The organism is Treponema denticola ATCC 35405 (genome assembly GCF_000008185.1).
Taxonomy (GTDB): domain Bacteria; phylum Spirochaetota; class Spirochaetia; order Treponematales; family Treponemataceae; genus Treponema_B; species Treponema_B denticola.
In genome coordinates, this window is the sequence record NC_002967.9 from 1,624,608 (window position 1) to 1,649,008 (window position 24,401).

The following is a 24,401-nucleotide window of genomic DNA, read 5'->3' on the forward strand; positions in this document are numbered from 1 at the left end:
TTATAAGCCCCTTTCATTAAAAGGAAAATTGGAATTTTATTATGAAGAAAAAGCTTTTATTTTTTTTGATTTTTATAAGTATACTGTTCTCAACCTTTATTACTTCTTGCAGCAATAATAAAGAAAAAGAAATTGTTTATGAAAAAATAAAACCTAAAAGGATTATAAAAAACAATATCCTCATTGTTCTTGGAAAAGATTATTATGAGCGGAAAGATATTTTAAAATATCTTGAAAATGAATATGCTCTCGGAAGTCCCGATTCTCATGTTAGAGTTTTACCCTATTCCGATATGGTGAAAGCGACTAAACAGCCTCGTCTTAGAATGATTAACGAAAAGATTGAAGAACAAAAAACCACGATACTTATTTCCATAGGTATACCTGAAGGCGGAGGCCGTTATCTTATTCAGGCGGCGGAGAATAATCCTGAACTTTCAATAATAAGCCTTTTGCCCATGGACGAAATTCTCCCACTAGAAGCTGCTTCGGATATTGTAGTTGATTTTCAAATTCCTAAAGAGATAATGAATGAGGAAAAGGATTTTTTGATAAGCGATAATGAGGTTATGCTCTTACTTGTAGCAGCTATTTTTGCCGGTGAGGATATAAATGCTCATAAAAAAAACATAAAGATTTTTCCGATTGAGGAATTTCAACAGGCTTTTTTTACGGCACAAACAATTTTGGGCAAGACGCTTTTTACTAATCATCATTATACAATTAAACCGTATACTGATTCCGATACGGGACTTCAATCCCACAGATATATTTTAATTTATAAGGATTTTGATGAGAGTCAAGAAACGGATATTTCGGATGATAAAGAAAACTCAGGGGAAAACGAAACGGAGAATGACGGCATTATAAATCCGGATAAGCTTGAGGGAGGTGCTTAACCGGTGAACTCTTTGGAGTACTTTAATAAGGGAATTTTTGCATCTCCTGAAGCTCTTGAAAAACTAAAATCTGCCGAAAAAGCACGCCTTATTTTAATTTCGGATACACACGGTAATGTAGATACTATAATTGATATTTTGGGCCGCGAGGGAAAAAAATCCGATGCCGTTTTATTTTCAGGAGACGGCCTTGCAGATTTTTTAAATTATATAACGATTTCACAATATGAAAAAGAGCTGATGGAATGTATGCCTCCTGTAGCAGCCCTTGTTATGGGAAATTGCGATTCAAAAAAATATGTTCTAAATTTAGATGCAAGAAAAACGGGAGCGGATTTCGGCTTTAAAAAAAATCCCGAACGATATTTGGAATTTTTTGAATTTCTTTTTTTAGAGACTTGCCGTAAAAAAATTCTTTTAACCCACGGGCATGAATTCTATGTAGATTTTGAATTAAACACTCTTTTAAATTTTGCACGGCAGCAAGACTGCTCGGTTGCGGTTTTCGGCCATACCCATGTACCATTAATTAAAGAAGTAAACGGAATATTTTTGATAAACCCCGGTTCGGTATCAAGACCTAGAATGGGCTCAAATAAAAGCTATGGAATTTTAACTATGAGCAAAGATGCAAAACCGTCAATGGAATTTAAAAATTTATAAAGCAGATATTTTTTCTTCTTCCAATTGTTTTAAGATTTTTTCATCCAGTTTTATGGAAAGATTTTTTTCATGTGTAGGAAGAACGGTTCCTTTGGGTGCGTTTTTTGCCCTGCGTAAATATTTTACCTGAGTGGTATATAGATCGGCTTGTCCGTTTTTTCTCGCCTTTGAATAAAAGACTGCGAGGTTTCCGGCCTTAATCAAAACAGGTAAGGGGATACTCTTCCCTGCCCTAGCCTTTATAAAAACATAGCCGCCTGCATAATCCCTTGTGTGAAGCCAAAGGTCTGTACCCTTAACAAAATGACGCAAAAGCTCATCATTTTCAGCTGCCGTTCGGCCTACTAAAATAGTCCAACCTTCCGAAAAGAATTTTAAACCCGGAGCACTCTTCGTATTTTTAGCTTTTTGCTGTACCGGAATTTTTTCTTTTTGAAGAATTTTTTGAATTAAATAAGGGTTTTCTTCCGTTTTAATTTTTTCTATTTTTTCTTTTAGTTTTTCTATTTCTTTTTCGGCCGATATAATATCTTCTTCCAAGGCCTCTAAACCCGAAACGGCTTTTTTATATTTTTCATAATAGAGATTCGCATTTTCTTGGGGTGTTTTTAGGGGCTCCAAAGTAATAGTTATTTTTGCACCGTTTTTTGTGTAATCTTCAAGTTCTATAAATTTCATTCCTTTTTTTATCAGATGAAGGTTTGAAAAAAGCAAATCTCCTGCATTTTTTAAACTTTGAGCATTTAAAAATTCTTCCCTTTTTGCTTTAAGTTTTAAAAGAGCTTTTTCGATTTTTAATATTTTAGTTCCGTAAAGGTTTTCGGCCTCGTCCAGCAGGGCTTCTTTTGAAACCTTTGGAGCATTATTAATATACCATTCTTCGACAGCCTCATTAAAAGTTTTTGTTTTGTCATACTCGCGAACACAATAATCTTGTTTTTTTATTTTTTGAGGTTCTGGAGTCAGCCAAGTTCCGCCTGATATTTCTCCCTTCTTAGGCCGGCGGTAAAAAGCGTCGATTATAAGGTTATTTTCATCGGTTAAAACTATGTTTGCAGCCCCGCTCCACAGCCTTAAATATAAAAAAAAGTCCCCTGCTCCGCTTGCAATGTGAAGACGTATGATTCTGTCTTCGTTTAGTTGTTCCGCTTTTAGAATTTTCCCGCCCTTGATTCTGGATTTTAAAAGCTCCATAAAACGCATAGGCTTATCGAATTTAGGAATTTTTTTACGTGTAGAATGAAGCCGGCATGCTCCGGCATCAAGAGAAATAAAAAGAGTAAGAGGTTTATCTTTGTAAAGATAAAAGACCAAGGCTGTATAAGAGGGCTGAATTATTTTTTGAATAAAAAAGCCCTCTAATTTCAGCTCTTCAAGAATTAGATCTATTTCTTTATTGTTTAAGGACATTAAAATCCGAATCCTTTTAAAAGATCTTTTACCTTGTTTTCTGCCTCTTTTTGAGCTTCTTTTATTTTTCCGGCGGCAATATCTTTTATACGTTTTTCGGCTTCAGCCTTCTTCTTATCCAATATTGTTTCATAATTTTTTACGTCATTAAGAAGTTTTTTAGCCTTATTTGCTGCCGACATAAAGGTGTCGATTTCTTTTTTGTAAGTTTCTTTTTGTTCACTAAGCCATTTTTGTCCCTGCTTTAAAAGCTCTGCTTTTACTTTTTCAACCTGGCGGGCTAATTCTTTTTTTAAGGCAGCTGCTATTTGATTATCCACATCCGTATCGACATCGAGGGTAAAACTTTCTCCCTTATTGATTGTAAGGGTTGTTTTTACGTTTATCTTTTTTATATCTGATAGAATGTTTTGGTAGATTTCAAAAACAAAGGCCGGTTCAAATTTTTGAACACTAAGAATGCTTTTGATGATTTCCATATTTGCATTGATAACTACATCCTTATCTTTAGAAATCTTTATACCGCCTCCGGTTTTTAAGATACCTGTAAGAGAAGGAACGGCATCTGCAGGTGAAGGAATATCCATATCCAAGCCTTCAAATGTAAAATCGGTATCGACGAGCTCATTTGTATAAGAACGTAAATCGATTATACCCTCTGCAGTTTCTTTTAATTTTCCGTGGGCTGCATTTAAATTAATTGTAAGAGGAATACCGAGTTTATCGTAATCATTAGTTATAGCCTTAGCTCTTCCTCCGATTTCAAAGACATCCTTTTCGGGATGATGACCTGAAAGCGAAATATTCCGTATCAAAAAAGTCGGAACCGAGTCTTTTCCGAAGATAAAGGTTTTGCCGGGAAGGCGTTCCATAGCTTTCGATTTTTGAGCCAATGTAAGTTCCTTTTCTTGTTTAGGCTGTTTTTGAGAGCTTTGTAAAAGTTCCATTCCTTGAACAAAATAAGGATAATATGTACCAAGAGTATTTACTATAAAAGTGTTTATAAGATCGGCAACCAGTTTTTTACCGGTATCGATATTGATAGACTTTATTTGCCCTGCAATGTTGTTTAAACGGTTTAAGTCATTTTTAATTGCTTCACTTGCATCCCGTGCCAGCCGGTCAACATCCTTTATATCATTTTGAACATCATTAAAAAGGCTGTTCGCCAAATTAAAATCATCCTGCCCTGTTTTAACTACTTTTTGAATAATTTCTATCAATTCTTGAAGCTGTTTTACATCATTAATATTATTTATGTCTATGGCCATTAGTTTTTGAACAGACTCAACGGTATCTACGACCTGTTTTTCTACATCGTCCTTAGTCTTAATCCATTTTTGAGCCATAGGATCTACGGAATTTATTATCTTTTCGGTAATTTCAGGAGTTTTAAAAGCGGCCTTTTCTCGTTCAAGAATTTTTCTCGGATCTATTTGATCTTGAACGGCTTTTAAACCGCTGTCAACGGATACTTGGGATTGCACTTTTTTAAGTTCAGCATTGATTAGTTCCGTAATGGGATTAGGCTTCTTATTGGGATCTACAGGTTTTTGTTTTTTGGGAGGCAAGGCTCCGGAAGTTGTTCTTTCAGTATTCCATGTAAAACCTTCAATCGCCATATTTTCTGCAACAAATTTTCCGCGGCTTAATTCCAAAAGGTTAAAATAAAAGTCTATATTTTGGATTTCAAATAAATTGCGCATGGGTTCTTTTTTATTTGCAACCTTATATCCTTGGATTCTAAACCTAGTGTTAAACAAGTCGAAGTCTACAAGGCTTACCTCACATTTTGCACCGAAGGCTGCTTCGGAGCCTCCGACTATAATTTTTTTTGCCAATACATTTCTAAAAATATATACAAAGAATAGAACGGCAAAAACGCAGGCCAAAGCACCCAGTACTGCCGGAAAATTTACCCTTCCCTTTTGCCTGCCTATTTCCAAAGCTATTTTGTTTATTCGTTTTAATTGAGTCTTATCGTTTATCTTTGTTTTATCGAATTCGAAATATTCTTTGTTTGTTTTTTCATCGGTACTTGAAACTATAAAACCTTGGATAAAATCTTTATCTGCCGGAATGAAAATCTTTTTATAGATTTTTCGATTAAGAGATCTTTTTGTATAACGCTTTTTAAAAAGTTTTTTTACCTTTTCAAGTTTTTTTGCCTCTTTAGCGGCCCTTTTGGCAGCTTTTATTTCATCTTTTTGCAATGATTCGTTATTTTTATTCGTCATATTAAAAATTGTCCTTTATATCAGATATTTTTGTTAAGTGGCGAAGAAGCGGTATCTTACCTAAAAGGCCGACACCCTTTACATTTACGGCAGGCTGCATATATTTTCTATATTTTGCTATTATAATTCTTGTTAAGATGTATACGGGAATATACAGTATAAGTCCACAAATTATACCTCCCAAGACCATTGTGTTCGAAAGCTTAAAAAGAGCTACAAAAGGAATGTTTTCTAAGGCGATAAAGATGGGGCGTAAAAATAGCAGTTGAACAGCCCAAAAACCTATGTTGTTTATTAGTACATCCATAAATGGGGTTAAAAACCCGAATAAAATAAAAGATATAAAAAAGGCTCCTTTATTTATGCGGATAAAAATAGACAAAAAAAACAAAAACGTAAATGTTAAATTATTTTTAGGTAATATTGCCAAAAAAAGGCCTAAGGCGACGGCATGAGCTATATCACCGGGATGAGCATTTGCATTAATGGCTCTAAAAAATGAAGTTACATATTTTATCATAGAAATACGGTTTTAAACCTCCTCCTTTTCATTTAGTCTATAACATGGAAGCTTTTTTTTCAATAGCATCGGCATATACTTTTAAATATTTTTCCGCGGCTATATTCCATCCGAACTTTTTACTCATGGCCTTGGTTCTCATCTTTTTTATGTGATCTTTTTTATTATACCATGCATAAGCTGCCCAGCCGACCGTATCGTAAATACTTTGAGGGCTTAAGTAGTCAAGCACAAAACCCGTACCCTCGCCTGTTTCTTCATTATAGTTTTCTACCGTATCTGCGAGCCCTCCAGTCTTTCGGACTATGGGCAAGGTTCCGTAAAGGAGGGAATACATTTGGTTTAAGCCGCATGGTTCATATCTTGAAGGCATCAAGAAAAAGTCGCTTCCGGCTTCGATTAAATGACTTAATTCTTCATTATAGCCTATATAACATCTAAAATTAGGCAGCCTTTGTGAAAGAAAATTGAGCTCTTTTTCGCACCAAGATTCACCTGAGCCCAAAACAACCATTTGAAGTTTTATATCGGAACATATCTTAAAGGCTGAACCGTACATGGGTCCGAAAAGCTCTGAAATACCCTTTTGATCAACCAATCGGCTTATCATACCGAATACCGGAACGGAAATATCTATTTCGAGACCGAACCTTTCCTGTAAAACGGATTTATTTTTTTCCTTTTCCTCAAGGGTTTTAGAATTGTATCGGTAAGGAATATACTCGTCTTTTGAAGGATTCCAAATTGAGGTGTCTACCCCATTTAAAATTCCTGTCAGTTCTTTTTCCCTGTACCGCAAAATACCATCCATCCTAAAGCCGAATTCGGGGCGTTTAATTTCTTCCGCATAAGAAGGAGAAACGGTTGTAAGCATATCGGAAGAAACAAGGGCCGCTTTTAAAAAGTTTATTCTATCCCAGTCTTCAAAGCCTGTAGTATAAAAGTCGTTCCAATCAAGGCCTGTGTCGGGAAAGGTATGCTTTGAATAAACACCTTGGTAACCCATATTATGAATGGTAAAAACACTTGCCGTATTTTTAAATTCCGTATTTTTTTCTGTAAAGCGTAAAAGTACGGGTACCAAGCCCGCAGCCCAATCATGGGCATGTACAACGTCGGGAATCCATGCCTGTTTTCTGCAAACTTGAAAAGCTGCATGGGCTAAAAGTGAAAATCTTTTCGTATTATCGGAAAAATCAGGTTCAAAAGCTGAACCGTAAACGCCATCTCTGCCAAAGGCTTGTTCATGGTCTATAAAATAAACCTTTACCTTTGAAGAAGGCAGATTTGACTCATAAACTCCTACCCAGTGTTCATAAGGCCCAAGATGAACGGCCATAGCCCCCGGAATTTGCTTTAAGTTTTTTCGATCGATTTTATAATAACGAGGCATTACAACCCTTACATCATGTCTTTTTTCTGCAAGAGCTATTGATAAAGCTGTAACGGCATCAGCCAAACCTCCTACTTTTGCAAAAGGAACAAGCTCGCTTGTAACCATCATTATTTTCATAAGCTTCCCCTATAAAAACTTTTGCAGCAAATATTAATTTGCGAAAAAGTTTTTTCAAGTAGTTTTGCAAAGCAAAACTACATACAATAAACGATGTTTTGTGTAAAGCACAAAACTCGCAGATAAACAGTAAGGCAGAATTCCTGCCGAGCTGTTTATCCTGCATCCATTATAATAATGATACCATAGTTTTATTGATTTTAAAAGACTATAACTAAAAAGTCGTAACTTTATAAGGTAAAATTTTGTTGTTTTAGTATACTTACAAAGGAGTTTTTTGGCTTTTGTAAGTGCTTAATTTTTTTGGAGGCTTTTATGAAAAATTCTAGTATTAAGGTCATAAAACTTATCGGTGTTTTATGTATCTGTTTTGTTTTATTTGGAGCATGCAGTCCTCAAGCAAGCGAAAAGCGTTTTGTAAGCGTTACAGGACGATCTTCTATTTCGAAATCTCCTGATCAGGTTTCAATTTCGTTTTCGGTTTTTTCTAAGGATAGGGACTTATCTGCGGCAAAAAAGAAAAATGATGCGGCAATTTTAAAATTAAAAGAGCTTTTTGAAAAATATAAAATCGAACAAAAAAATATAAGTATTGAACGCGTAAATATTAACCCTAGATCCAGATATAGGGACAACGGTGATGAATATTTTGATGGATATGAGGTGGTACAAAACATAGCTGTTCTTATTACAAAGATTGAAGATTACGAAGTCTTTTTAACGGAACTTTTAAATACGGGAGTAGATAGAATCTACAATGTCGGTTTTTCGGTTGCCGATATGAGAAAGCTGATGGACGAAGCAAGGGTTGAGGCCGTAAAAGCAGCTGAAGAAAAAGCTCTCCTTCTTTGTAAGGCAGCCACCAACAGCGGAAAACCCCTTTCTTTAGGAAAAATAATCAGCATAAGCGAGGAACCTACAGGTATGTTCCAACGAAACTATTATAATTATGCTGCCCAAAATATGAAAGAAGCCGCCGATTATGAGGCAGCAGGTGGAAATTTTTCTCCCATGGGACAGATTGAAGTTTCTGCAGAAATAAGCGTTGTCTTTGAATTGGAATAGTTAGGGGGAAGCTCTGTTGGAGCACAGCTATAAAATATCATCCCATGTCGGATGTATATATTTTTCTTCCGTGCTCATAACAAAGCTTCCCGTTTTGATCGGTATTTTTAGTTTATCGCTTCAAAAACATATCGTTCTTCGTTTGTATTAAAGCTGTAATTATAAGATTTTAAGCCTTCTACAGTAATTTCCTGTTTGCTCGGACCATAGGTAGTAGTAACACTCCTATAAATAATACCGGGCCTCGTTTTAGTAAACGAAGATTCGACGATATGGGTTCCCGGTGTAACATAAAATCCGTTTGAAAGTTTTTCTGTAAAAAATAGCGGGCGCTCTCCGTCAACACTGTTGACGGATATTTGCCGGGCAGCACTTGCCAGATAACCGGTTACCGAACTTGTTTTACCGATATACACTTTTACGGCATTGGGATGTTCATTCAGCCAGTTTGTAACCCGTTTCTTCTCATTCTTTGTTTTAAAGATTGCAAAGGCAAAATAAGCAATTAAACCTATCGGGATAATGATAAAATAATAGATATTCGAAAAACTTGCATTACTCATGATTGTGTCCATATGTTTGCTCCTTTATGGTTTTCAGCTTAGCCGTTTTATCAGCTGTTGTGTTTTTCCGTTGTATTTTCGGTATCGAGCTTGGCTACGGAATCTCCGGTAATACCTAAGTTCTCCAAAAGCTCATTAAAATGAGAAATACCGATAAGTTCGCAATCAACCAGCACTTCCTCTTCTCCCGGTCTCGTAAGATACAGTGAACATTCCGTATCGCTTCCGGCAGAAGATCGTCCGTATGTCGAGGTAACGATTTTAGCCCTGACAGCTGTTGTCGCAATATCATATATGTCCGTTTTTTTACCTTTTTTTATGGTCAGCGTTTTATCATCAACCTCTATCGTAATGATATTATTGATAATTACAAGCCAAACATACCCTGCCAAAATGGCAATAAAAACAAGCGCTCTTACTATATTGCTTGGTATAAAAAAACCGACAATAAAGCTTACAATTACGGCAAGAGCTAATCCCATAGCAGCATTTACAAGGACTCTGTAAATCCTTGTCTTATAGGTGTGTTTCATATAAACTCCTAAAAATAAAAATATTTTGTAATTATAATTATTTACCGGCTTTTGTCAATCTTTTTTTAAGATGACATCCTTATTTTTTTAAGATAAAATCTCCACAATAAAATCTTCATGCACTCTTGCATAGCTTTTGCATTTTAACTATAATATTTAATTATGGAAAAAATGCAAAGAACCGTAACCTGCGGCGGCTTAAATAAGGATTTTGCAGGAAAAACTGTTGTTTTAAACGGCTGGATTCACCGAAAAAGGGATCACGGCGGTATTACTTTTTTAAATTTACGCGACCGTTACGGTTTGACTCAGGTAGTTGTGGACGATGATGCAAGCGAAGACTTAAAAGCCCTTGCAGTAAGCCTCAAGCAGGAATTCTGTATTGCCGTTGAGGGGCTTGTAAGACCCCGCCCCGATTCTATGATAAACAAAGAAATGGCAACGGGAGAAATCGAAGTTAAGGCCTTAAAGATTGAAGTGCTTTCAAAAAGCGAGGTGCTTCCTTTTCAGATTGACGAAAAAACAAATGCAAACGAAGATTTACGGCTTAAATACAGGTATTTGGACTTACGCTCAAAGGCTATGCAGGAACACATTATGTTGCGCTCCAAGTTTACCTTTGCTGTCCGCGAATTTTTAACTTCAAAAGATTTTTTGGAAATTGAAACCCCGACATTTATTAAGTCCACGCCGGAAGGAGCCCGCGACTATCTGGTTCCCTCCCGCCTTTATCCGGGAAAATTCTATGCCCTACCCCAATCTCCGCAGATTTATAAGCAGATTTTAATGGTCTCCGGCTTTGATAAATATTTTCAGATTGCGCGCTGCTACCGCGACGAGGATGCCCGAGGCGACAGACAGCCCGAGTTCACTCAAATCGACCTTGAAATGAGCTTTGCTTCCCGCGAAGATGTTTTAAGCTTAACCGAAGGAATGATGCAGTATGCTTTTAAAAAGAGCATAAATGTAGACCTTCCTAAAACATTTGAACGCATAAGCTACGATGAAGCTATCGATATTTACGGCACTGATAAGCCCGATCTCCGTTTTGAAATGAAGATGCAGGATGCAGCCTTTATGGCCGAAATCGGAAACTTTGCAGTTTTCAAAGATGCCGTTTCTTTAGGCGGAGCCGTCAAGGCCTTGGTTGTAAAAGGACAGGCGGAAGCCTATAGCCGAAAAAAAATTGAAGAGCTTGAAGCCGCAGCCAAAATATACAAGGCTAAGGGCTTGGCTTGGATTAAGGTAACGGAAGGCGGTGCAAAGCTTGAAGGCGGTGTTTCCAAATTCTTTGAAGGAAAGGAAGCGGAAATTTGCTCAAAACTCGGAGCCGAAAAAGGCGACTTAATTCTTTTTGTAGCCGATAAGTACAAGATTGCCTGCACGGCCTTGGGCGCCGTCAGAAGCAAACTCGGAAAGGACTTAGGTCTTTTAAACCCTGCCGAATTTAAATTTGCTTGGATTGTGGACTTCCCCCTCTTTGAATGGAATGAGGAAGAAAACAAATGGGACCCGGCTCATCACATGTTCTCGGCTCCTCAAGAAAAATATATTGCAACAATGGAAGAAAATCCCGAACCCGTAAAAGGCGATCTTTACGACCTGGTCTTAAACGGATATGAGGTAGCCTCGGGCTCCATAAGAATCCATAATCCCGAACTGCAAAAGCGTATCTTTAAGATTGTCGGCTTTGACGAAAGCGAGGCGGAAAAGAAGTTCGGCTTTTTAACGGAAGCCTTTAAATACGGTGCCCCGCCCCACGGCGGCATTGCTCCGGGGCTTGACCGCATAGTGATGATTATGGCAGGCGAAACATCGATAAAAGAAGTAATCGCCTTCCCGAAAAACTCTTTTGCAGTAAGCCCTATGGACGACAGCCCCAGCGAAGTAGACCAAAAGCAGCTGGACGAACTCCATTTGGTTATTAAGGAATGAGGTTTAAATGAAAAACATTATTTTGACAGGGGATAGACCCACAGGAAAACTTCATATAGGGCACTATGTAGGCTCCTTAAAAAACCGGGTGGCTTTGCAGAATTCGGGCAAGTATGACGAAATTTATATTATGATTGCCGATGCGCAGGCTACAACTGACAATGCGGATAATCTTGAAAAAGTGCGTACAAGCGTTATCGAAGTGGCCTTGGATTATCTTGCCTGCGGAATAGACCCTCAAAAATCGACAATCCTCGTGCAGACTCAAATCCCTGAACTTTGCGAGCTTACCTTTTATTATATGAATCTCGTTACCCTGGCCCGCCTTGAACGGAACCCTACGGTAAAAAATGAGATTAAGCTGAGAGGCTTTAACACAGGTGTCAACGCCGGTGGAAACACCGGTATCCCTGTAGGTTTTTTAACCTACCCTATAAGTCAGGCAGCCGATATTACGGCCTTTTTGGCAAATACGGTTCCTGTTGGCGAAGACCAGATGCCCATGATTGAGCAAACGCGCGAGATAGTCCGCTCCTTTAATTCTCTTTACGGGGAAACCTTGGTAGAGCCCAAGGAGCTTTTGCCTGCAAACAAAACCTGCGGCCGGCTTCCCGGAACCGACGGAAAAGCTAAGATGAGTAAGTCGCTCGGCAACTGTATTTATATTTCGGACAGCCCCGAAGAAATCAAAAAGAAGGTAATGGGAATGTTTACAGACCCTAATCACCTCCGTGTTGAAGACCCGGGGAAGGTTGAAGGAAATCCGGTATTTGCTTATCTTGACGCCTTTGCCCGAAATGAGCACTTCCCTGAGTTTTGGAGCGATTATTCATGCTTGAATGAGGTTAAGGAGCATTACCAAAAAGGCGGTCTAGGCGATGTCAAAATTAAAAAATTTTTAAACAATATTTTACAGGAAGAACTTAGGCCAATCAGGGAAAAAAGAGAGGCCTTTCAAAAAGACCTTCCTTCCGTTTATCAAATCCTGATTGAAGGCACCAAAAAAGCAAGGGAAAAAGCCGCAGCTACAACTCATTCTGTCCGCTCTGCAATGAAAATAAACTATTTTGAGGGAATGTGACACATCAGCAAAGCTGACGACGAGTTTTAATTAAATAAAACTAAAACATCTCCATTTTCCCCTTGAATTTTATGTGTTTGTATGATAATATCTTAAATATTGGAGGAAGGAAACTATATGGCAAATGCAGGAGGCCTTAATAAAAAGGCCAAGGTCGAAAATGATGACCTTTTAAAATTAGTTACATTCCAACTCGGAGAAGAACTTTACGGTGTAGAAATTATGGATGTTGACCAAATAGTCAGGGTTCAGGATGTAAGGCCTATTCCGAATGCTCCGTATTATGTTGAAGGAATTTTTAACCTACGAAGCGAAATTATTCCGGTAATAAGTCTTCACAAGAGATTTCACATAAAAAAGGCTTCTTTGGATGAAGGCGATGAGTTTTTGGGCGGCTTTATAATCATAAAGGTTGAGAACAATAAAATAGGTATTATAATCGATAGAGTAGCCCGTGTTGTTGACGTAAAAAAAGAAGAAATACAGCCTCCGCCCCAGATGATTGCAGGTATCGGAGCCGAGTACATTAACGGCGTTGTCCGCCGAGATCCGGGTTATCTGATAATCTTGGATATTCACAGGCTCTTTAATCCGAAAGAATTACAGAAGATTACGAATTTATAAAAATTATGAAAATACCCGTTTACAGTTCCACTATAAGACGCTCCGAAATGGATGCTGTTCTTACATGTATGGTTGAGGAAAAAATAGGCCCCGGTGAGATGAACCAAAAGCTTATCAAGCAGGTTTGCGAGACCTTTCAAACGGCAGGAGCCGCCGCATTTAGAAGCCCGGCCATAGCTTTAAATTATGCTTTAAAGGCCTTAAACCTTGAAAACGAAGCATTGGTTATTATCTCAAGCCTTGCACCATCTTGGCAATATGTAGAATTAAACCGCCAAGGGTATAAGCCGATTGTGCTTGATGTAGAAGCCGATTCCGTTTTTCCTTCCTTCGAGAGCATTGAAAATGCGGTTCAAGCAGGCGGAAGAGTTCTTGTCCTACATGAAACCTTGGGCTTTTTACCCGATATGGAAAAGATATTAAGCTTAAACATTCCCGTAATAGAAGATATTTCTCAAAGTGCAGGAGCTGCCTATAAGGAAAAATATGCCGGCAGTATGGGAGTCTTTTCGATTTTGGGACTGGAAGAAAAGGATATTCTAACAGGTGGAGGAGGTGCCGTATTACTTGCTCCCGAAAGGCGGAATGCAATAGTTTTAAAAAAACTTTATGACGAATCCCCTCTTACAGACCAATTGCCCGACATAAATGCTTCCTTGGCCTTTGTGCAGTTGAAGCAGATGGCAAAAAACATGGAGCAGCGCAAGGAAATGCACGAGTCCTATATCCGCTCTTTAATGCAGGGAAAACATAAAACGATAGCTCAAAAAGAAGACACGGTAAATCCGGTTTATTCTTTTCCGGTTATTTTAAATTCCGGAGTTTCTGATGTGCAAAAATATGCGGCAAAAAAGGATATAGACATAGAGCTTGCTTTTAAAAATTCTACCGTCGAATACTTAAAAGAAAATCAAGAAAGTTTTATAAATGCATCTTCTCTTTTATTAAGATGTGTTCTTTTTCCTCTTTATCCGCGATTGGGTGCAAAAAAATCGTCCGAGATTGCAAGAGTTTTAGCTACCCTGCCCTAATTTCTTTTATAAAATTAGGCCGAGCTTTTAAGGAGGAATTTTGAAAAAAGTCCTTATAGTTTTAAGTATCGAAAAACCCAATGCAAAAAAGATTTGTAAAGAAATTGAAGCTTTTTTATCGGCAAAGGGAATCGATTCCTTTGTATATAAATATGACGGCATCTCCCATTCTCCCGAATTAAACGAAGACTATGACCTTGCAATAAGCCTTGGCGGAGACGGTACGGTTTTATTTACTGCCCGTTATAGTGCTCCTCGGCATATTCCCGTTTTTCCGATAAATTTAGGGAGGTTCGGTTTTATAGCAAATATCGAACCCAAGGAATGGGAAGGAGAACTTTTACACCTCTTAAACGGAAAACAAGCCTTACATAAAAGGATGCTCCTTTCAGCTTCGATAAATCGGAAAAATAAAGAAATTGTAAAATATGAGGCCTTAAATGATGCCGTTGTTTCAGGTTCGGGCATAGCAAAGCTGATAAACTTGGATATTTCCTTTAACGGAATTTCTTTCGGTGTTTTTAGAGCTGACGGGGTAATAGTTTCTACTCCTACAGGTTCGACTGCCTACTCGGCAGCTTCGGGAGGACCAATCTTAGACCCCGATGTATCGGCCTTTGTTTTGACCCCTATTTCTCCTTTTTCCTTATCGAACCGCCCCTTGGTTCTTCCATCGTCGGGTCAAATGAAGATAAAAATTCTTCCTGCAAGAGCAAAAGACATTATAGTTTCAATTGACGGACAGGAGATGGTTTCTTTACAAGAAGACGATGAGATTATAATAAGCGAGTCTCCCAATAAGGTAAAAATGGCAGGCTGTTCTCCCGATAATTTTTACAAGGCCCTGCGTTCAAAGCTCGGCTGGTCGGGTTCTTCATCGCCCAAACTGAATTGATGCAAAAATTGAATTGATTGACATTTTCTCCCCTTTATTGTATTATCGTATCTTATGATTACAGTAAGCGATTTAAGTTTAAAGTTCGGCGACAGGCCGCTTTTTAAGGATGTTAATTTAAAATTTACAAAAGGCAACTGCTACGGAATTATCGGCGCAAACGGAGCCGGAAAGTCTACTTTTTTAAAAGTGCTTTCGGGAGAATTGGAGCATGACTCAGGTGAGTTCAGTATTACCCCCGGAGAGCGAATGGCTGTTTTAAGGCAGGATCACTTTGCCTTTGATGAGTACAGCGTAAAAGACACGGTTTTTATGGGCTATCCTAAGCTCTACAATGTTAGAAATGAAAGAGAAGCCATTTATGCAAAAGAAAATTTTAGCGAAGAAGACGGAATACGGGCTTCGGAGTTGGAGGCCGAATTTGCCGATTTAAACGGCTGGGAGGCTGAAAATCAAATAGAGCAAATTCTTTCAGGTCTAGGTCTTGATGAAAACTACCATGACAGGATGATGAGCGAACTGGATGAGGGGCAGAAGGTGCGGGTCTTGCTGGCTCAGGCTATCTTCGGCACCCCCGATATTCTTCTTTTGGACGAACCGACAAACGGTTTAGACCTTGAATCCATAGCATGGCTTGAAGAGTTTTTAATAGACTTTCCCAATATTATAATTGTTGTTTCTCACGACAGGCATTTTTTAAATGCGGTTTGTACCCATGTCTGCGACATTGACTACGGAAAAATCCGCATGTATTCAGGTAACTACGATTTCTGGTACCAGATGAGCAGAATTATGCAAAGGCAGGCTAAGGACCAACAAAAGAAGAGAGAAGAAAAGATGAAGGATTTGAGGGAGTTTATCCTACGCTTTGCCTCAAATGCTGCAAAGAGCCGTCAGGCAACCAGCCGAAAAAAAGTTTACGATAAACTGGCCTTGGAAGAAATTGAAGTTACGAGCCGTAAATTCCCTTATGTTCATTTTAAGCCCAATAGGGAAATCGGAAATAATGTTGTCCGCACCGAAAAAATTTTTTATAAGACGCCCGACACAGCGGAAGAAAAGGGTATTCAGCTTTTAAGCGATTTTTCGTTTACGGTAAACAGAACCGATAAGATAGCCTTCGTAGGCCAAGAGCATAATTCCAAAACCGCCCTCTTCGATATTTTAACCGGAAAATTAAACCCCGATTCGGGAGATGTTTACTGGGGACAGACCGTATCCCATGCCTACCTTAATAAGGACAATGCCGAGTATTTTAATAACGATTTAAATATTACCGAATGGCTTAAACAATATTCCCCCGACCAAGATGATGCCTATGTAAGAGGCTTTTTAGGCCGAATGCTTTTTTCGGGTGATGAGTCATTAAAGCCCGTAAATGTTCTATCCGGAGGTGAAAAGGTACGCTGTATGTTGAGTAAGCTCATGCTTTCGGGAGCAAATGTTTTAATATTGGATGAGCCGACAAACCACCTCGATCTTGAAGCTATTACGAGTCTAAACGATGCCCTTGTGGAATTCCCCGGTGTTATTCTTTTTAACTCCCATGACCACGAATTTATTTCTTCAATTGCAAATAGAATTATCGAAATTACCCCCAACGGCGTAATCGACAGGATGATGAATTTTGACGACTATATAAAAGACGAACACGTCAAAAAGCTGCGTGAAGAACTATACGGCAACACCAAAAAGATGCAGATTTAAAAATCTGTTCTATAATTATGATTGAAATTTCTCGTTTATAACATAGCCCTTTCGATCCCGCTTCGGACTTCTCGGCATTTCCCATATAAAATGGTCCGTATGTAAAAGACTGTGCGCTTTGTGGCTGTTCGGCTTTTCAAAGAAATCATTATAGAGAGCTTTTATGCATTCGTTTTCATGAGAATACCGCACTTTTGAGTTCTTATCGATAAAGTATAAATTACTGCCTCTTTTAACAGCTAATTCACCGGATTCATGTATCGGCTGCCCTCCGCCTCCTACGCATCCGCCGGGGCAAGCCATAATTTCTACAAAATCATAGTGTTTTTCGCCTGCTTCTATAGAATCTATAAGCCGTCTGGTATTGGCAAGTCCGCTGGTTACGGCAATCCGTAAATTATTTTCTTTTAAGGTAAAAGATGCTTCAATAATGCCCGACTCTTCTTGCGAAGAATGCCTTACAACCTTAAAAGCATCCGGCGGACAATTTTTTCCCATAATGGCATAATAGGCTGTACGTAAGGCGGCCTCCATAACACCGCCTGTAGCTCCGAAAATAATTCCGGCTCCTGAAGCATCATGGAAAAGCTTATCGGGTTCCGTTTCTTTAAGGGTTTCGGGGAGAATATGAGCAGACTTAAGCATCCTTACAAATTCCCGCGTAGTCAAAACACAGTCCATGTCATGTCCTGCATACTCTCCATAGAAAAGCTCCATATCGATTTCGCTTTTTTTTGCAACACAGGGCATAATAGCTACAGAGAAAATATCCTCAGGTTTTTTACCGATTTTTTCTGCAAAATATGACTTCATAACCGCACCGAACATCTGCATGGGAGACTTAGCGGAAGATAGATGAGAAACCAAATGAGGATATTGGCTTTTTATAAAGCGAACCCATCCGGGACAACAGGAGGTAAACATCGGTTTATCTTTTAGCTCTCCCTTCGAAAAACGTTCAATAAATTCATAGGCTTCTTCCATTATGGTTAAATCTGCCGAAAAGGCTGTATCAAATACGTAGTCGGCTCCTATTCTTTTTAATGCATCAAATATTTTGTTTACGGAAGCATCTTTTAGATCAAGGCCGATATGTTCTCCCCAAGCCGTACGTATTGCAGGGGCTACTTGCACGACAACAACCTTATCAGGATTTGCAACTGCCCTCCAGAATTTTTCCGTGTCATCTCTTTCACGTAAGGCACCCACGGGACAATGGGTAATACACTGACCGCATAAAGAGCAGTCTGCATCGGCTATAGTCCTTGAGCCTGAAACATTTATTGTAGTTCTTGCTCCCGTTCCTTCCAACTCCCAAATGTTCAGGCTTTGGATCTTATCGCAAACCTGAATACAGCGCATACATTTAATACATTTTTTTGAATCCCGTATAAGAGGAAAATTCTTATCCCATGGCTGATCTTCAAGCTGTTCTTCATATAAAACATCTTGAATGTTAAGATCGTTTGCAAGAGTTTGTAAGGTACAGTTTCCGCTTCTTACACAGATGGCACACTTACAATCATGCTGTGACAAAATCATCTGAACGGTTCTTCTTCTGTCAATTCTTACCTTGGGGCTGTTAGTGTATACAACCATTCCTTCTTCAACGGAATTATTACAAGCGGTTATAAGTTTTTCTTTTCCTTCCAGTTCAACAACACATACACGGCAGGCAGCAATTTCATTTATTCCTTTTAAAAAACAAAGTTTCGGTATAGGGATTCCGGCGCTTTCTGCAGCTTCCATAATCGTCATGTTTTCTTTAGCCGATATTTTTATATTATCTATAGTCAAGTTTACCATAATCGTTCCCGTCCTCCCTTAAATATACCAAATCCGAAGTGATCGCATTTAAGACAGCGATTTGATTCTTGACAAGCTTCCTTTTTACTCATACAGAATTCTACGCCTTCAAAATCCTTTATTCTTTCAGAAGCTTCCCTCTCTCCAAGTTCAACCCTTCCGCAAGCAAGGCGGTCATCAATATTGGGAATGGGAATTTCTATATCACAGCTTATAGTGTGGCTATAGCCTAAATATTCGTCTATATTTGCGGCCATAACTTTTCCGGCGGCAATGGCCTTTATAACCGTAGCGGGGCCTGAAGCACAGTCTCCGCCTGAAAATAGGCCAGGCATTCCTTGAAAACTTGCGCTGGGCATGGTAAAAAGCTTTCCTCGATCAACCGGTATACCGGAATCTTCATAATGTTGAGTTTCGATATCCTGACCTATTGCAACGACAAGCACTTCACACGGAATAAAAATATCAGGTTCTCCTGTAGATACAACGGAGGCTCGCCCGTCTTTTATTTTGGAAATCATCTGAGGAGTAACCCAAACGCCTGTGAGTTTTCCATTCTTTACTTCAAGTTTTGAAGGAGCTTTTAGGGTCATCATTTCTACCCCTTCGGCTAAGGCTCCTTCTATTTCGGCAGGAAGAGCCGTCATATCGGCTACACGCCTTCGGTAAAGACAGGTAACTTTTTCCGATTTTAGACGGACAGCAGTACGCACTGCATCCATGGCAACATTTCCGCCTCCTATTATTGCAGTTTTTTTACCTGTTAAATCCATGCCCTTATCCATTCCCACATCTCTAAGGAATTGAACAGCAGAGATAACGCCTTCCGAATCTTCTCCTTCAAGGCCCAGCTTTTTGTCGGTTGAGGCTCCAATTGCTATTATAGCCGCATCATTATCTTTTATAAGTTCATTGAGTTCTATATCGGTTCCTATTTTTTTACCGTAAACGACTTTAACTCCGGTTTCAAGAATTGCATCTATATCTTCGTCCAATCTGTCCTTAGGGAGACGGTAATTAGGTATACCGTAACGGAGCATCCCTCCTAATTTGGGCAGCATCTCATATACGGTTGTCTGATGTCCCATGAGCTGTAAATAATAAGCCGCGGTAAGCCCGGCAGGCCCTCCTCCGACTATGGCGATCGATTTTCCTGTAGAGGGTGCACATGGGGGAGGCGGAACTTTTCCGGCAAATTCAACGGCAACCCTTTTTAATCCTCTTATATTTATTGCGGTGTCTACCATATTTCGACGGCACCTATGTTCGCAAGGATGTTCACAGATAAAGGCACATGTAGAAGGAAAAGGATTGTCCTTTCTGATTAAGCGGACGGCATCGGCATATCTTTCATCCCTGACAAGGGCAATATAGCCCGGAATATCCACATTTGCAGGACAGAGGGCTACACAGGGTACGGGCTGAGTTGTTATACAGCCGCATCTTCCGTGTTTTATATGTTCTTCAAAGTCATCACGGCAATAGATTATGCTTTTATAAACCATATCGGCTGCTTCATACCCCAGTGCACAGTCTGCTGTTTCCCTTATAGATTTAGCAGTTTCTTCAATAAGATCAAGGGTTTTCATTGTTGATTTTCCGTTTAGGACATCAGTTAAAATATGCTTTAACTGTAAAAGGCCGATACGGCATGGTGCACATTTTCCGCAAGTTTGGGCATGACACATTTCAATAAAGGCTCGTGTTATGTAAACGGGACAAAGTCCGGGAGGACTTGCTTCAATTCGATGTTGAAGATTCTCATACAGTTCTTCAATTATAATTTGAGACCGGTTTTGTGAAAATATCTCAAGTCGACTCATTTGCATACTCCTTATATCATATATATTAACCTAAGTTAAATCCACTTACACCTTTAATTGTACACTATGTTTATCAAAATAGCAAGTTTTAATTTGATAACTTTAGAATTTTTTCTATAAAGTGTTTATTCTATAAGGCCGTATTTCATCGAATAGATTAAAACCCTTATCGAAAGGCTGTCATCCTTGAGGTATTTTTTGATTCTTTCTTCGGCTCCTCTTTCCATGGCTTTGAGAATCATTTCAATCTTGTTTTCAACAAGATAGTTGAAGGCTTCTTCAGCCGTTAAAAAGGCATTGACCGTTTCGATTGTTTTTTTGTCTGCCCCATGCATGGCAAGGTAGTAGACAAAGGCTTCCATGCGCGTGTCGGCGGTCCGGTTATGGGTGTTAAAAATACCTATGGAAAGTTTAGCGAATTTACCTATGTGTCCGAGTAAGGTCATGGTTTTAAAGCCTTTAGAATAGGCATAGCTTAAACTATCTCCTATATAGTTTGAAATTTTTACGGTGGGAAGGTCTATTATAGTGTTTAGTTTTTCTTTAAGGCCTTCCCCGTAGTTTCCGGGTACCAAAAGTATTTCTTTTTTTTCCGAATTTTGTAATATTCCGTCTATTTCAAGATAGATGGTTTTTTTGATAGCATCCTCGCTCATAGGATAGACTATGCCCTTTGTACCTATAATAGAGATGCCGCCTTCAACACCGATATTTTTATTAAATGTTTTTTTGCCGATTTCGGCTCCTTGAGGACTGAAAATTTCTACATTGAAGCCCTTTTTTGAAACCTTTAAAACTTCTTTTTCTATCATTTGACGGGGTACGGGATTAATGGCAGCCTCCCCTACTTCTCCGAAAAGACCTTTTTTGGTAATTCTTCCTATACCCTCTCCCCCATCAATGAGAACCTTCCCATCGTTTCTATAAGATACCCGAGCATAGATATAGATGCCGTCGGTGCTGTCCGGGTCGTCTCCCGCATCTTTTTGAACGGCTGCCTCTCCAATAGCTGTCCCGTCTTTGTTTTTATATGAGCGGCAATGCTCTACCGGAAGGTCAAGGACAAGTCCTGCAGGCGTATCGATTTTAACCGAGGTCATAGTTTCACCGCCCAAAATCAAGGCCGCTGCCTTAGCCGCCGCCGCCGCACAGCTCCCCGTCGTATATCCGCATCTTAGCTTTTGTCCGTCTTTGTCGATATATAAATCCAGTTTCATTTTATAGATAAGATTATAGCATTAAAAATGGGTTTTTGAAAGAGGATATACACCCTTTCTTAAATCATACCTGCTTTTTCAAAATGTTTTTTAAGAAGCTTTTTCGAGATAAGCGCTCCAATACATCCGCATAGCGCCGTTATAATAAGCATTATTACGGTTATTGTAGGTGAAACAAGTTTAGTTAACGTTTCCAAATACTCGGCTCCAAACATTTCTTTATATGCATTAAGTGTTTGCTCTGCATAAAATAAAAACGGCACATACATTCCTCCAAAACTTGCAAGAACACAAAATAGTATATATCCGATTGTCAAGCCTTTATAATTTTCAATTCCTTTTATTCTTGCGATGAGCATTGCAAGAACACCGCCAATGATGCAGCTGATTATATATGGCGGATAAAAGCCTATAATACTTGTAAGTATACAAAATAATAATATCATCCATGGATTTTTTGTTTTAGCAGGTACTAAGAAATAAGCAATTGCTCCGATGATTGCCCAGATAGGCATTGTTAAAAGCATTGTGTATGGCGACATAAATAGAAAAGACAGTATTCTGTACAAAATCTGTGAGCATAGAACCATCAATGCCGTAATAATCAAATCTTTAATTTGAAAATTTCTTTTTCCTTCCATAAGTTAAGTTCTCCTTAAAATTCAATATTTTTTATTTTCATAACAACAACAGCTGTATAAAAAACAAGCATTATTATCAATAGCAATATATCAAGCATCCCGAAACGAACTTCTCTATAGCTTGTTTTTTTACCTGAAACACCTAATCCTCGTGTTTCAACGGAAGCGGCTAATTCCGTTGCAGTAGATAACATTCTCATTAAGAACGGTATCAACATCATTTCGTACATTTTACATGGATGCTTTAATACACCCAATAGAGAAACATCTATTCCTCTAGTCTTTATTCCTTGTTTAATGCAAACAATGTCTTGTTTTATCGTAGGAAAAAAACGCAGGATAACCGCTAAAGGAATATTGATATAGTATGGAATTTTCATGTTTTGTAAGGTAGCCAATATTTCCGATATTTCAGCAGTTCTCATCAAGTTTGTTGCAGCAAATAGTATTGTAACAAAACATAAAAGAAAATAATGTATTGTTGTTGCGATAAATAAAGGACTTATCTCGGCTGCTATAAAAAGCCCGCTGTATACAAATAGAAATTTAACAGCAGTTTTATTTATCCCGCTCATTATTGCAAAGATAAAGACCGATAAAAAAAGCAATATCTCATATTTTTTACCCGGTAATGTAAAAACAAAAACACTTACTAATAAAACTTGCAATAATTTAATTCTTGGATCATATTTTATTCCATATCGTTTACAGCGCTTAAACATTACTTTGCAACCCCATTCCGTAACAAAAAATCTTTTACGGTTCTAAAGTCTCGATTGTTTTTTAAACTGATACTTCCGCCGATTGTACCGTTTGCTATAAAAACGGCTCTTGTTGCAACTCGGCTAAGAAATTCCAAATCATGGGAAATAACAAAGTTTACGGTTCCTTGTCGGCTCAGAATGTTTATTGCTTTTGAAACTGCTTTCATATTTTCGTAATCAAGCCCGGAAGTCGGCTCATCAAAAATAAGAATAGATTTATTTGAAGCCATCGCTGCCGCAATAGTTACCCGCTGCTTCTGACCCCCTGATAGTGCCCATGGATGCTTTTCTTTATATGCAAAGATATGTAATAATTTCATTATACATTCGATTTTTTGCGTATTCCTTTTGCTGGATAATCCGGAACTTACATATAGCTCGGATAAAACAGAATCTGAATATAATTGATAATCAGATTCCTGCATGACAAAATAAACACTTTTATATAATTCTTTTTGTTTTACCTGTTTGCCGTCAAGGAAAAATCGGCCATGAGCGGATTTTAATAAGCCTGCAATAATTTTCCCTAAAGTAGTTTTACCTTCACCGTTTTGTCCGATAATTGCAATGGTCTCCCCTGCATAAGCCGTTATATTGATATTGTCTAAAAGCTTCTTAGAATGGTTATATGAAAAAGATAATTTTTTAATTTCAAGTTTTATGTTGTCGCTTCTCTCATATTCTGTTTTATTTTCCCTATTCAACCCGATTTCTTCTATATTAAATGTTCTCAGTTTATAGTTTGTCAAATCGGCTGTATTCATATTTTCAATATCACTTTTACATAATTCTTTAACGATATTTCCGTTACTCATGATAAAACATCTATCACATAAGTTTTTTAAATAAAATAAGCGATGTTCCGAAACAATAACCGTATGTCCTGCTTCTTTCAGCTTCCGTATCATTTCTTGTAACTGCATAATTGCATGAATATCCAAGTTGGCAGATGGCTCATCAAAAACATATATGTTAGGATTTAAAGTTTTTGCAGCAATAATAGCAATCTTTTGTTTTTCTCCGCTTGACAAAGAGAACATATCTCTATTCATAAGGCATTTAGCGTCAAAATCATAAAACGCATTGTCAACGCCCTTTATCATTTCGGCTCTCTCTATTCCGTAATTTTCACAAGCAAATGCCGCTTCTGCCGTGGTGTTTGTTGTAAAAAATTGACTCCTCGGATTTTGAAATATGGAAGCAATGTTTCTGCCGAGCTCTCCTACAGAAGTAGTTTTTGTGTCTTTACCAAGAATTTTCACACATCCTGTCAAACTGCCTTCAAAAAAATGAGGTATTAAACCGTTTATCAACCTCATAATAGTTGTTTTTCCGCAGCCGGATTGTCCTGTGAGGACAATACATTCTCCTTCTTCTATTTTAAGATTGATATGCTTTAAAGAACCCTCTGTTTGTGTTCCATAGCTAAAACTTACATCATCAAAATCAACAATACTATCTGCCATTCAATTAT

General features: G+C 38.3%; 21 protein-coding genes. 9 read left to right on the forward strand and 12 right to left on the reverse strand.

All coding sequences use genetic code 11. From position 1 onward, the window contains the following. Window positions 1-41 precede the first annotated feature (41 nt). Both TDE_RS07550 and TDE_RS07555 read left to right on the forward strand, forming a co-directional pair. Window positions 42-899 carry a lipoprotein gene (locus tag TDE_RS07550; protein WP_002678265.1) on the forward strand — a complete coding sequence of 286 codons (858 nt, stop codon included), beginning with the start codon at window positions 42-44 and terminating at the stop codon, window positions 897-899. Window positions 900-902: 3 nt separating this feature from the next. Then, window positions 903-1,562, forward strand: a complete 660-nt coding sequence (locus TDE_RS07555; RefSeq protein ID WP_002679247.1) for a metallophosphoesterase — start codon at window positions 903-905, stop codon at window positions 1,560-1,562. On the opposite strand, the gene TDE_RS07560 is transcribed toward TDE_RS07555, so the two are convergent. Genes TDE_RS07560 through glgA form a run of 4 tightly spaced genes read right to left on the reverse strand, consistent with a single transcriptional unit; the run spans window position 1,557 to window position 7,242 of the window. Beyond that, window positions 1,557-2,972: an NFACT RNA binding domain-containing protein gene (locus TDE_RS07560; protein WP_002679249.1), complete on the reverse strand. Its 1,416-nt coding sequence runs from the start codon at window positions 2,970-2,972 to the stop codon at window positions 1,557-1,559. The two genes, TDE_RS07555 and TDE_RS07560, sit on opposite strands and share 6 nt — an antisense overlap. After that, window positions 2,972-5,209, reverse strand: coding sequence for a TIGR03545 family protein (locus TDE_RS07565; protein WP_010957002.1), 2,238 nt, complete (start codon window positions 5,207-5,209; stop codon window positions 2,972-2,974). Before TDE_RS07565 ends, TDE_RS07560 begins: the two co-directional genes overlap by 1 nt. A 1-nt stretch (window position 5,210) precedes the next feature. Continuing rightward, on the reverse strand, window positions 5,211-5,729 hold the full coding sequence (locus TDE_RS07570) for a DUF2062 domain-containing protein (RefSeq protein ID WP_002679252.1): 519 nt from the start codon (window positions 5,727-5,729) through the stop codon (window positions 5,211-5,213). A 37-nt stretch (window positions 5,730-5,766) separates the two neighbouring features. Next, entirely contained in the window at window positions 5,767-7,242 is a 1,476-nt protein-coding gene (gene glgA / locus TDE_RS07575; protein WP_002679256.1) for a glycogen synthase GlgA, read from the reverse strand. A gap of 315 nt (window positions 7,243-7,557) precedes the next feature. Between glgA and TDE_RS07580 the strand changes: the two genes are divergently transcribed. Next, window positions 7,558-8,307 (forward strand): SIMPL domain-containing protein, encoded by a 750-nt coding sequence (locus TDE_RS07580; RefSeq protein ID WP_002679259.1) that lies wholly within the window; start codon window positions 7,558-7,560, stop codon window positions 8,305-8,307. Between the two features lie 107 nt (window positions 8,308-8,414). Here TDE_RS07580 and TDE_RS07585 read toward each other — a convergent pair whose 3' ends face one another. Then, complete coding sequence (locus TDE_RS07585) at window positions 8,415-8,882, reverse strand: hypothetical protein (protein WP_002679261.1); 468 nt, start codon at window positions 8,880-8,882, stop codon at window positions 8,415-8,417. A gap of 38 nt (window positions 8,883-8,920) precedes the next feature. Further along, on the reverse strand, window positions 8,921-9,403 hold the full coding sequence (locus tag TDE_RS07590; RefSeq protein ID WP_002679263.1) for a hypothetical protein: 483 nt from the start codon (window positions 9,401-9,403) through the stop codon (window positions 8,921-8,923). Between the two features lie 171 nt (window positions 9,404-9,574). On the opposite strand from TDE_RS07590, the gene aspS reads away from it, so the two are divergent. From aspS to TDE_RS07620, 6 genes are all read left to right on the forward strand, one after another. Continuing rightward, entirely contained in the window at window positions 9,575-11,338 is a 1,764-nt protein-coding gene (gene aspS / locus TDE_RS07595; RefSeq protein WP_002679265.1) for an aspartate--tRNA ligase, read from the forward strand. Window positions 11,339-11,345: 7 nt separating this feature from the next. After that, entirely contained in the window at window positions 11,346-12,419 is a 1,074-nt protein-coding gene (gene trpS, locus TDE_RS07600) for a tryptophan--tRNA ligase (RefSeq protein WP_002679267.1), read from the forward strand. Between the two features lie 117 nt (window positions 12,420-12,536). After that, window positions 12,537-13,043: a chemotaxis protein CheW gene (locus tag TDE_RS07605; protein ID WP_002669135.1), complete on the forward strand. Its 507-nt coding sequence runs from the start codon at window positions 12,537-12,539 to the stop codon at window positions 13,041-13,043. A gap of 5 nt (window positions 13,044-13,048) precedes the next feature. Then, entirely contained in the window at window positions 13,049-14,074 is a 1,026-nt protein-coding gene (locus tag TDE_RS07610; RefSeq protein ID WP_002679269.1) for a DegT/DnrJ/EryC1/StrS family aminotransferase, read from the forward strand. Window positions 14,075-14,114: 40 nt separating this feature from the next. Next, window positions 14,115-14,969: an NAD(+)/NADH kinase gene (locus TDE_RS07615; protein WP_002679270.1), complete on the forward strand. Its 855-nt coding sequence runs from the start codon at window positions 14,115-14,117 to the stop codon at window positions 14,967-14,969. 54 nt (window positions 14,970-15,023) lie between these two features. Next, a complete protein-coding gene (locus TDE_RS07620; RefSeq protein WP_002669145.1) occupies window positions 15,024-16,676 on the forward strand; it encodes an ABC-F family ATP-binding cassette domain-containing protein in 1,653 nt (550 codons plus the stop codon). A 15-nt stretch (window positions 16,677-16,691) separates the two neighbouring features. Here TDE_RS07620 and TDE_RS07625 read toward each other — a convergent pair whose 3' ends face one another. The 6 genes from TDE_RS07625 to TDE_RS07650 all read right to left on the reverse strand — a co-directional run bounded on the left by TDE_RS07625 (window position 16,692) and on the right by TDE_RS07650 (window position 24,393). Then, window positions 16,692-18,482, reverse strand: a complete 1,791-nt coding sequence (locus TDE_RS07625; protein WP_002671107.1) for a [FeFe] hydrogenase, group A — start codon at window positions 18,480-18,482, stop codon at window positions 16,692-16,694. Next, window positions 18,476-20,305: an NAD(P)-binding protein gene (locus TDE_RS07630; RefSeq protein ID WP_002679271.1), complete on the reverse strand. Its 1,830-nt coding sequence runs from the start codon at window positions 20,303-20,305 to the stop codon at window positions 18,476-18,478. The genes TDE_RS07625 and TDE_RS07630 overlap by 7 nt, the downstream gene beginning before the upstream one ends. A 125-nt stretch (window positions 20,306-20,430) precedes the next feature. Next, window positions 20,431-21,522 (reverse strand): cobalt-precorrin-5B (C(1))-methyltransferase CbiD, encoded by a 1,092-nt coding sequence (gene cbiD / locus TDE_RS07635; protein WP_002669153.1) that lies wholly within the window; start codon window positions 21,520-21,522, stop codon window positions 20,431-20,433. A 59-nt stretch (window positions 21,523-21,581) separates the two neighbouring features. Then, entirely contained in the window at window positions 21,582-22,163 is a 582-nt protein-coding gene (locus TDE_RS07640) for an MptD family putative ECF transporter S component (protein WP_002669155.1), read from the reverse strand. A 14-nt stretch (window positions 22,164-22,177) separates the two neighbouring features. After that, complete coding sequence (locus TDE_RS07645; RefSeq protein WP_002679272.1) at window positions 22,178-22,885, reverse strand: energy-coupling factor transporter transmembrane component T family protein; 708 nt, start codon at window positions 22,883-22,885, stop codon at window positions 22,178-22,180. Further along, on the reverse strand, window positions 22,885-24,393 hold the full coding sequence (locus tag TDE_RS07650) for an ABC transporter ATP-binding protein (protein WP_002679275.1): 1,509 nt from the start codon (window positions 24,391-24,393) through the stop codon (window positions 22,885-22,887). The genes TDE_RS07645 and TDE_RS07650 overlap by 1 nt, the downstream gene beginning before the upstream one ends. Between the last annotated feature and the right edge of the window lie 8 nt (window positions 24,394-24,401).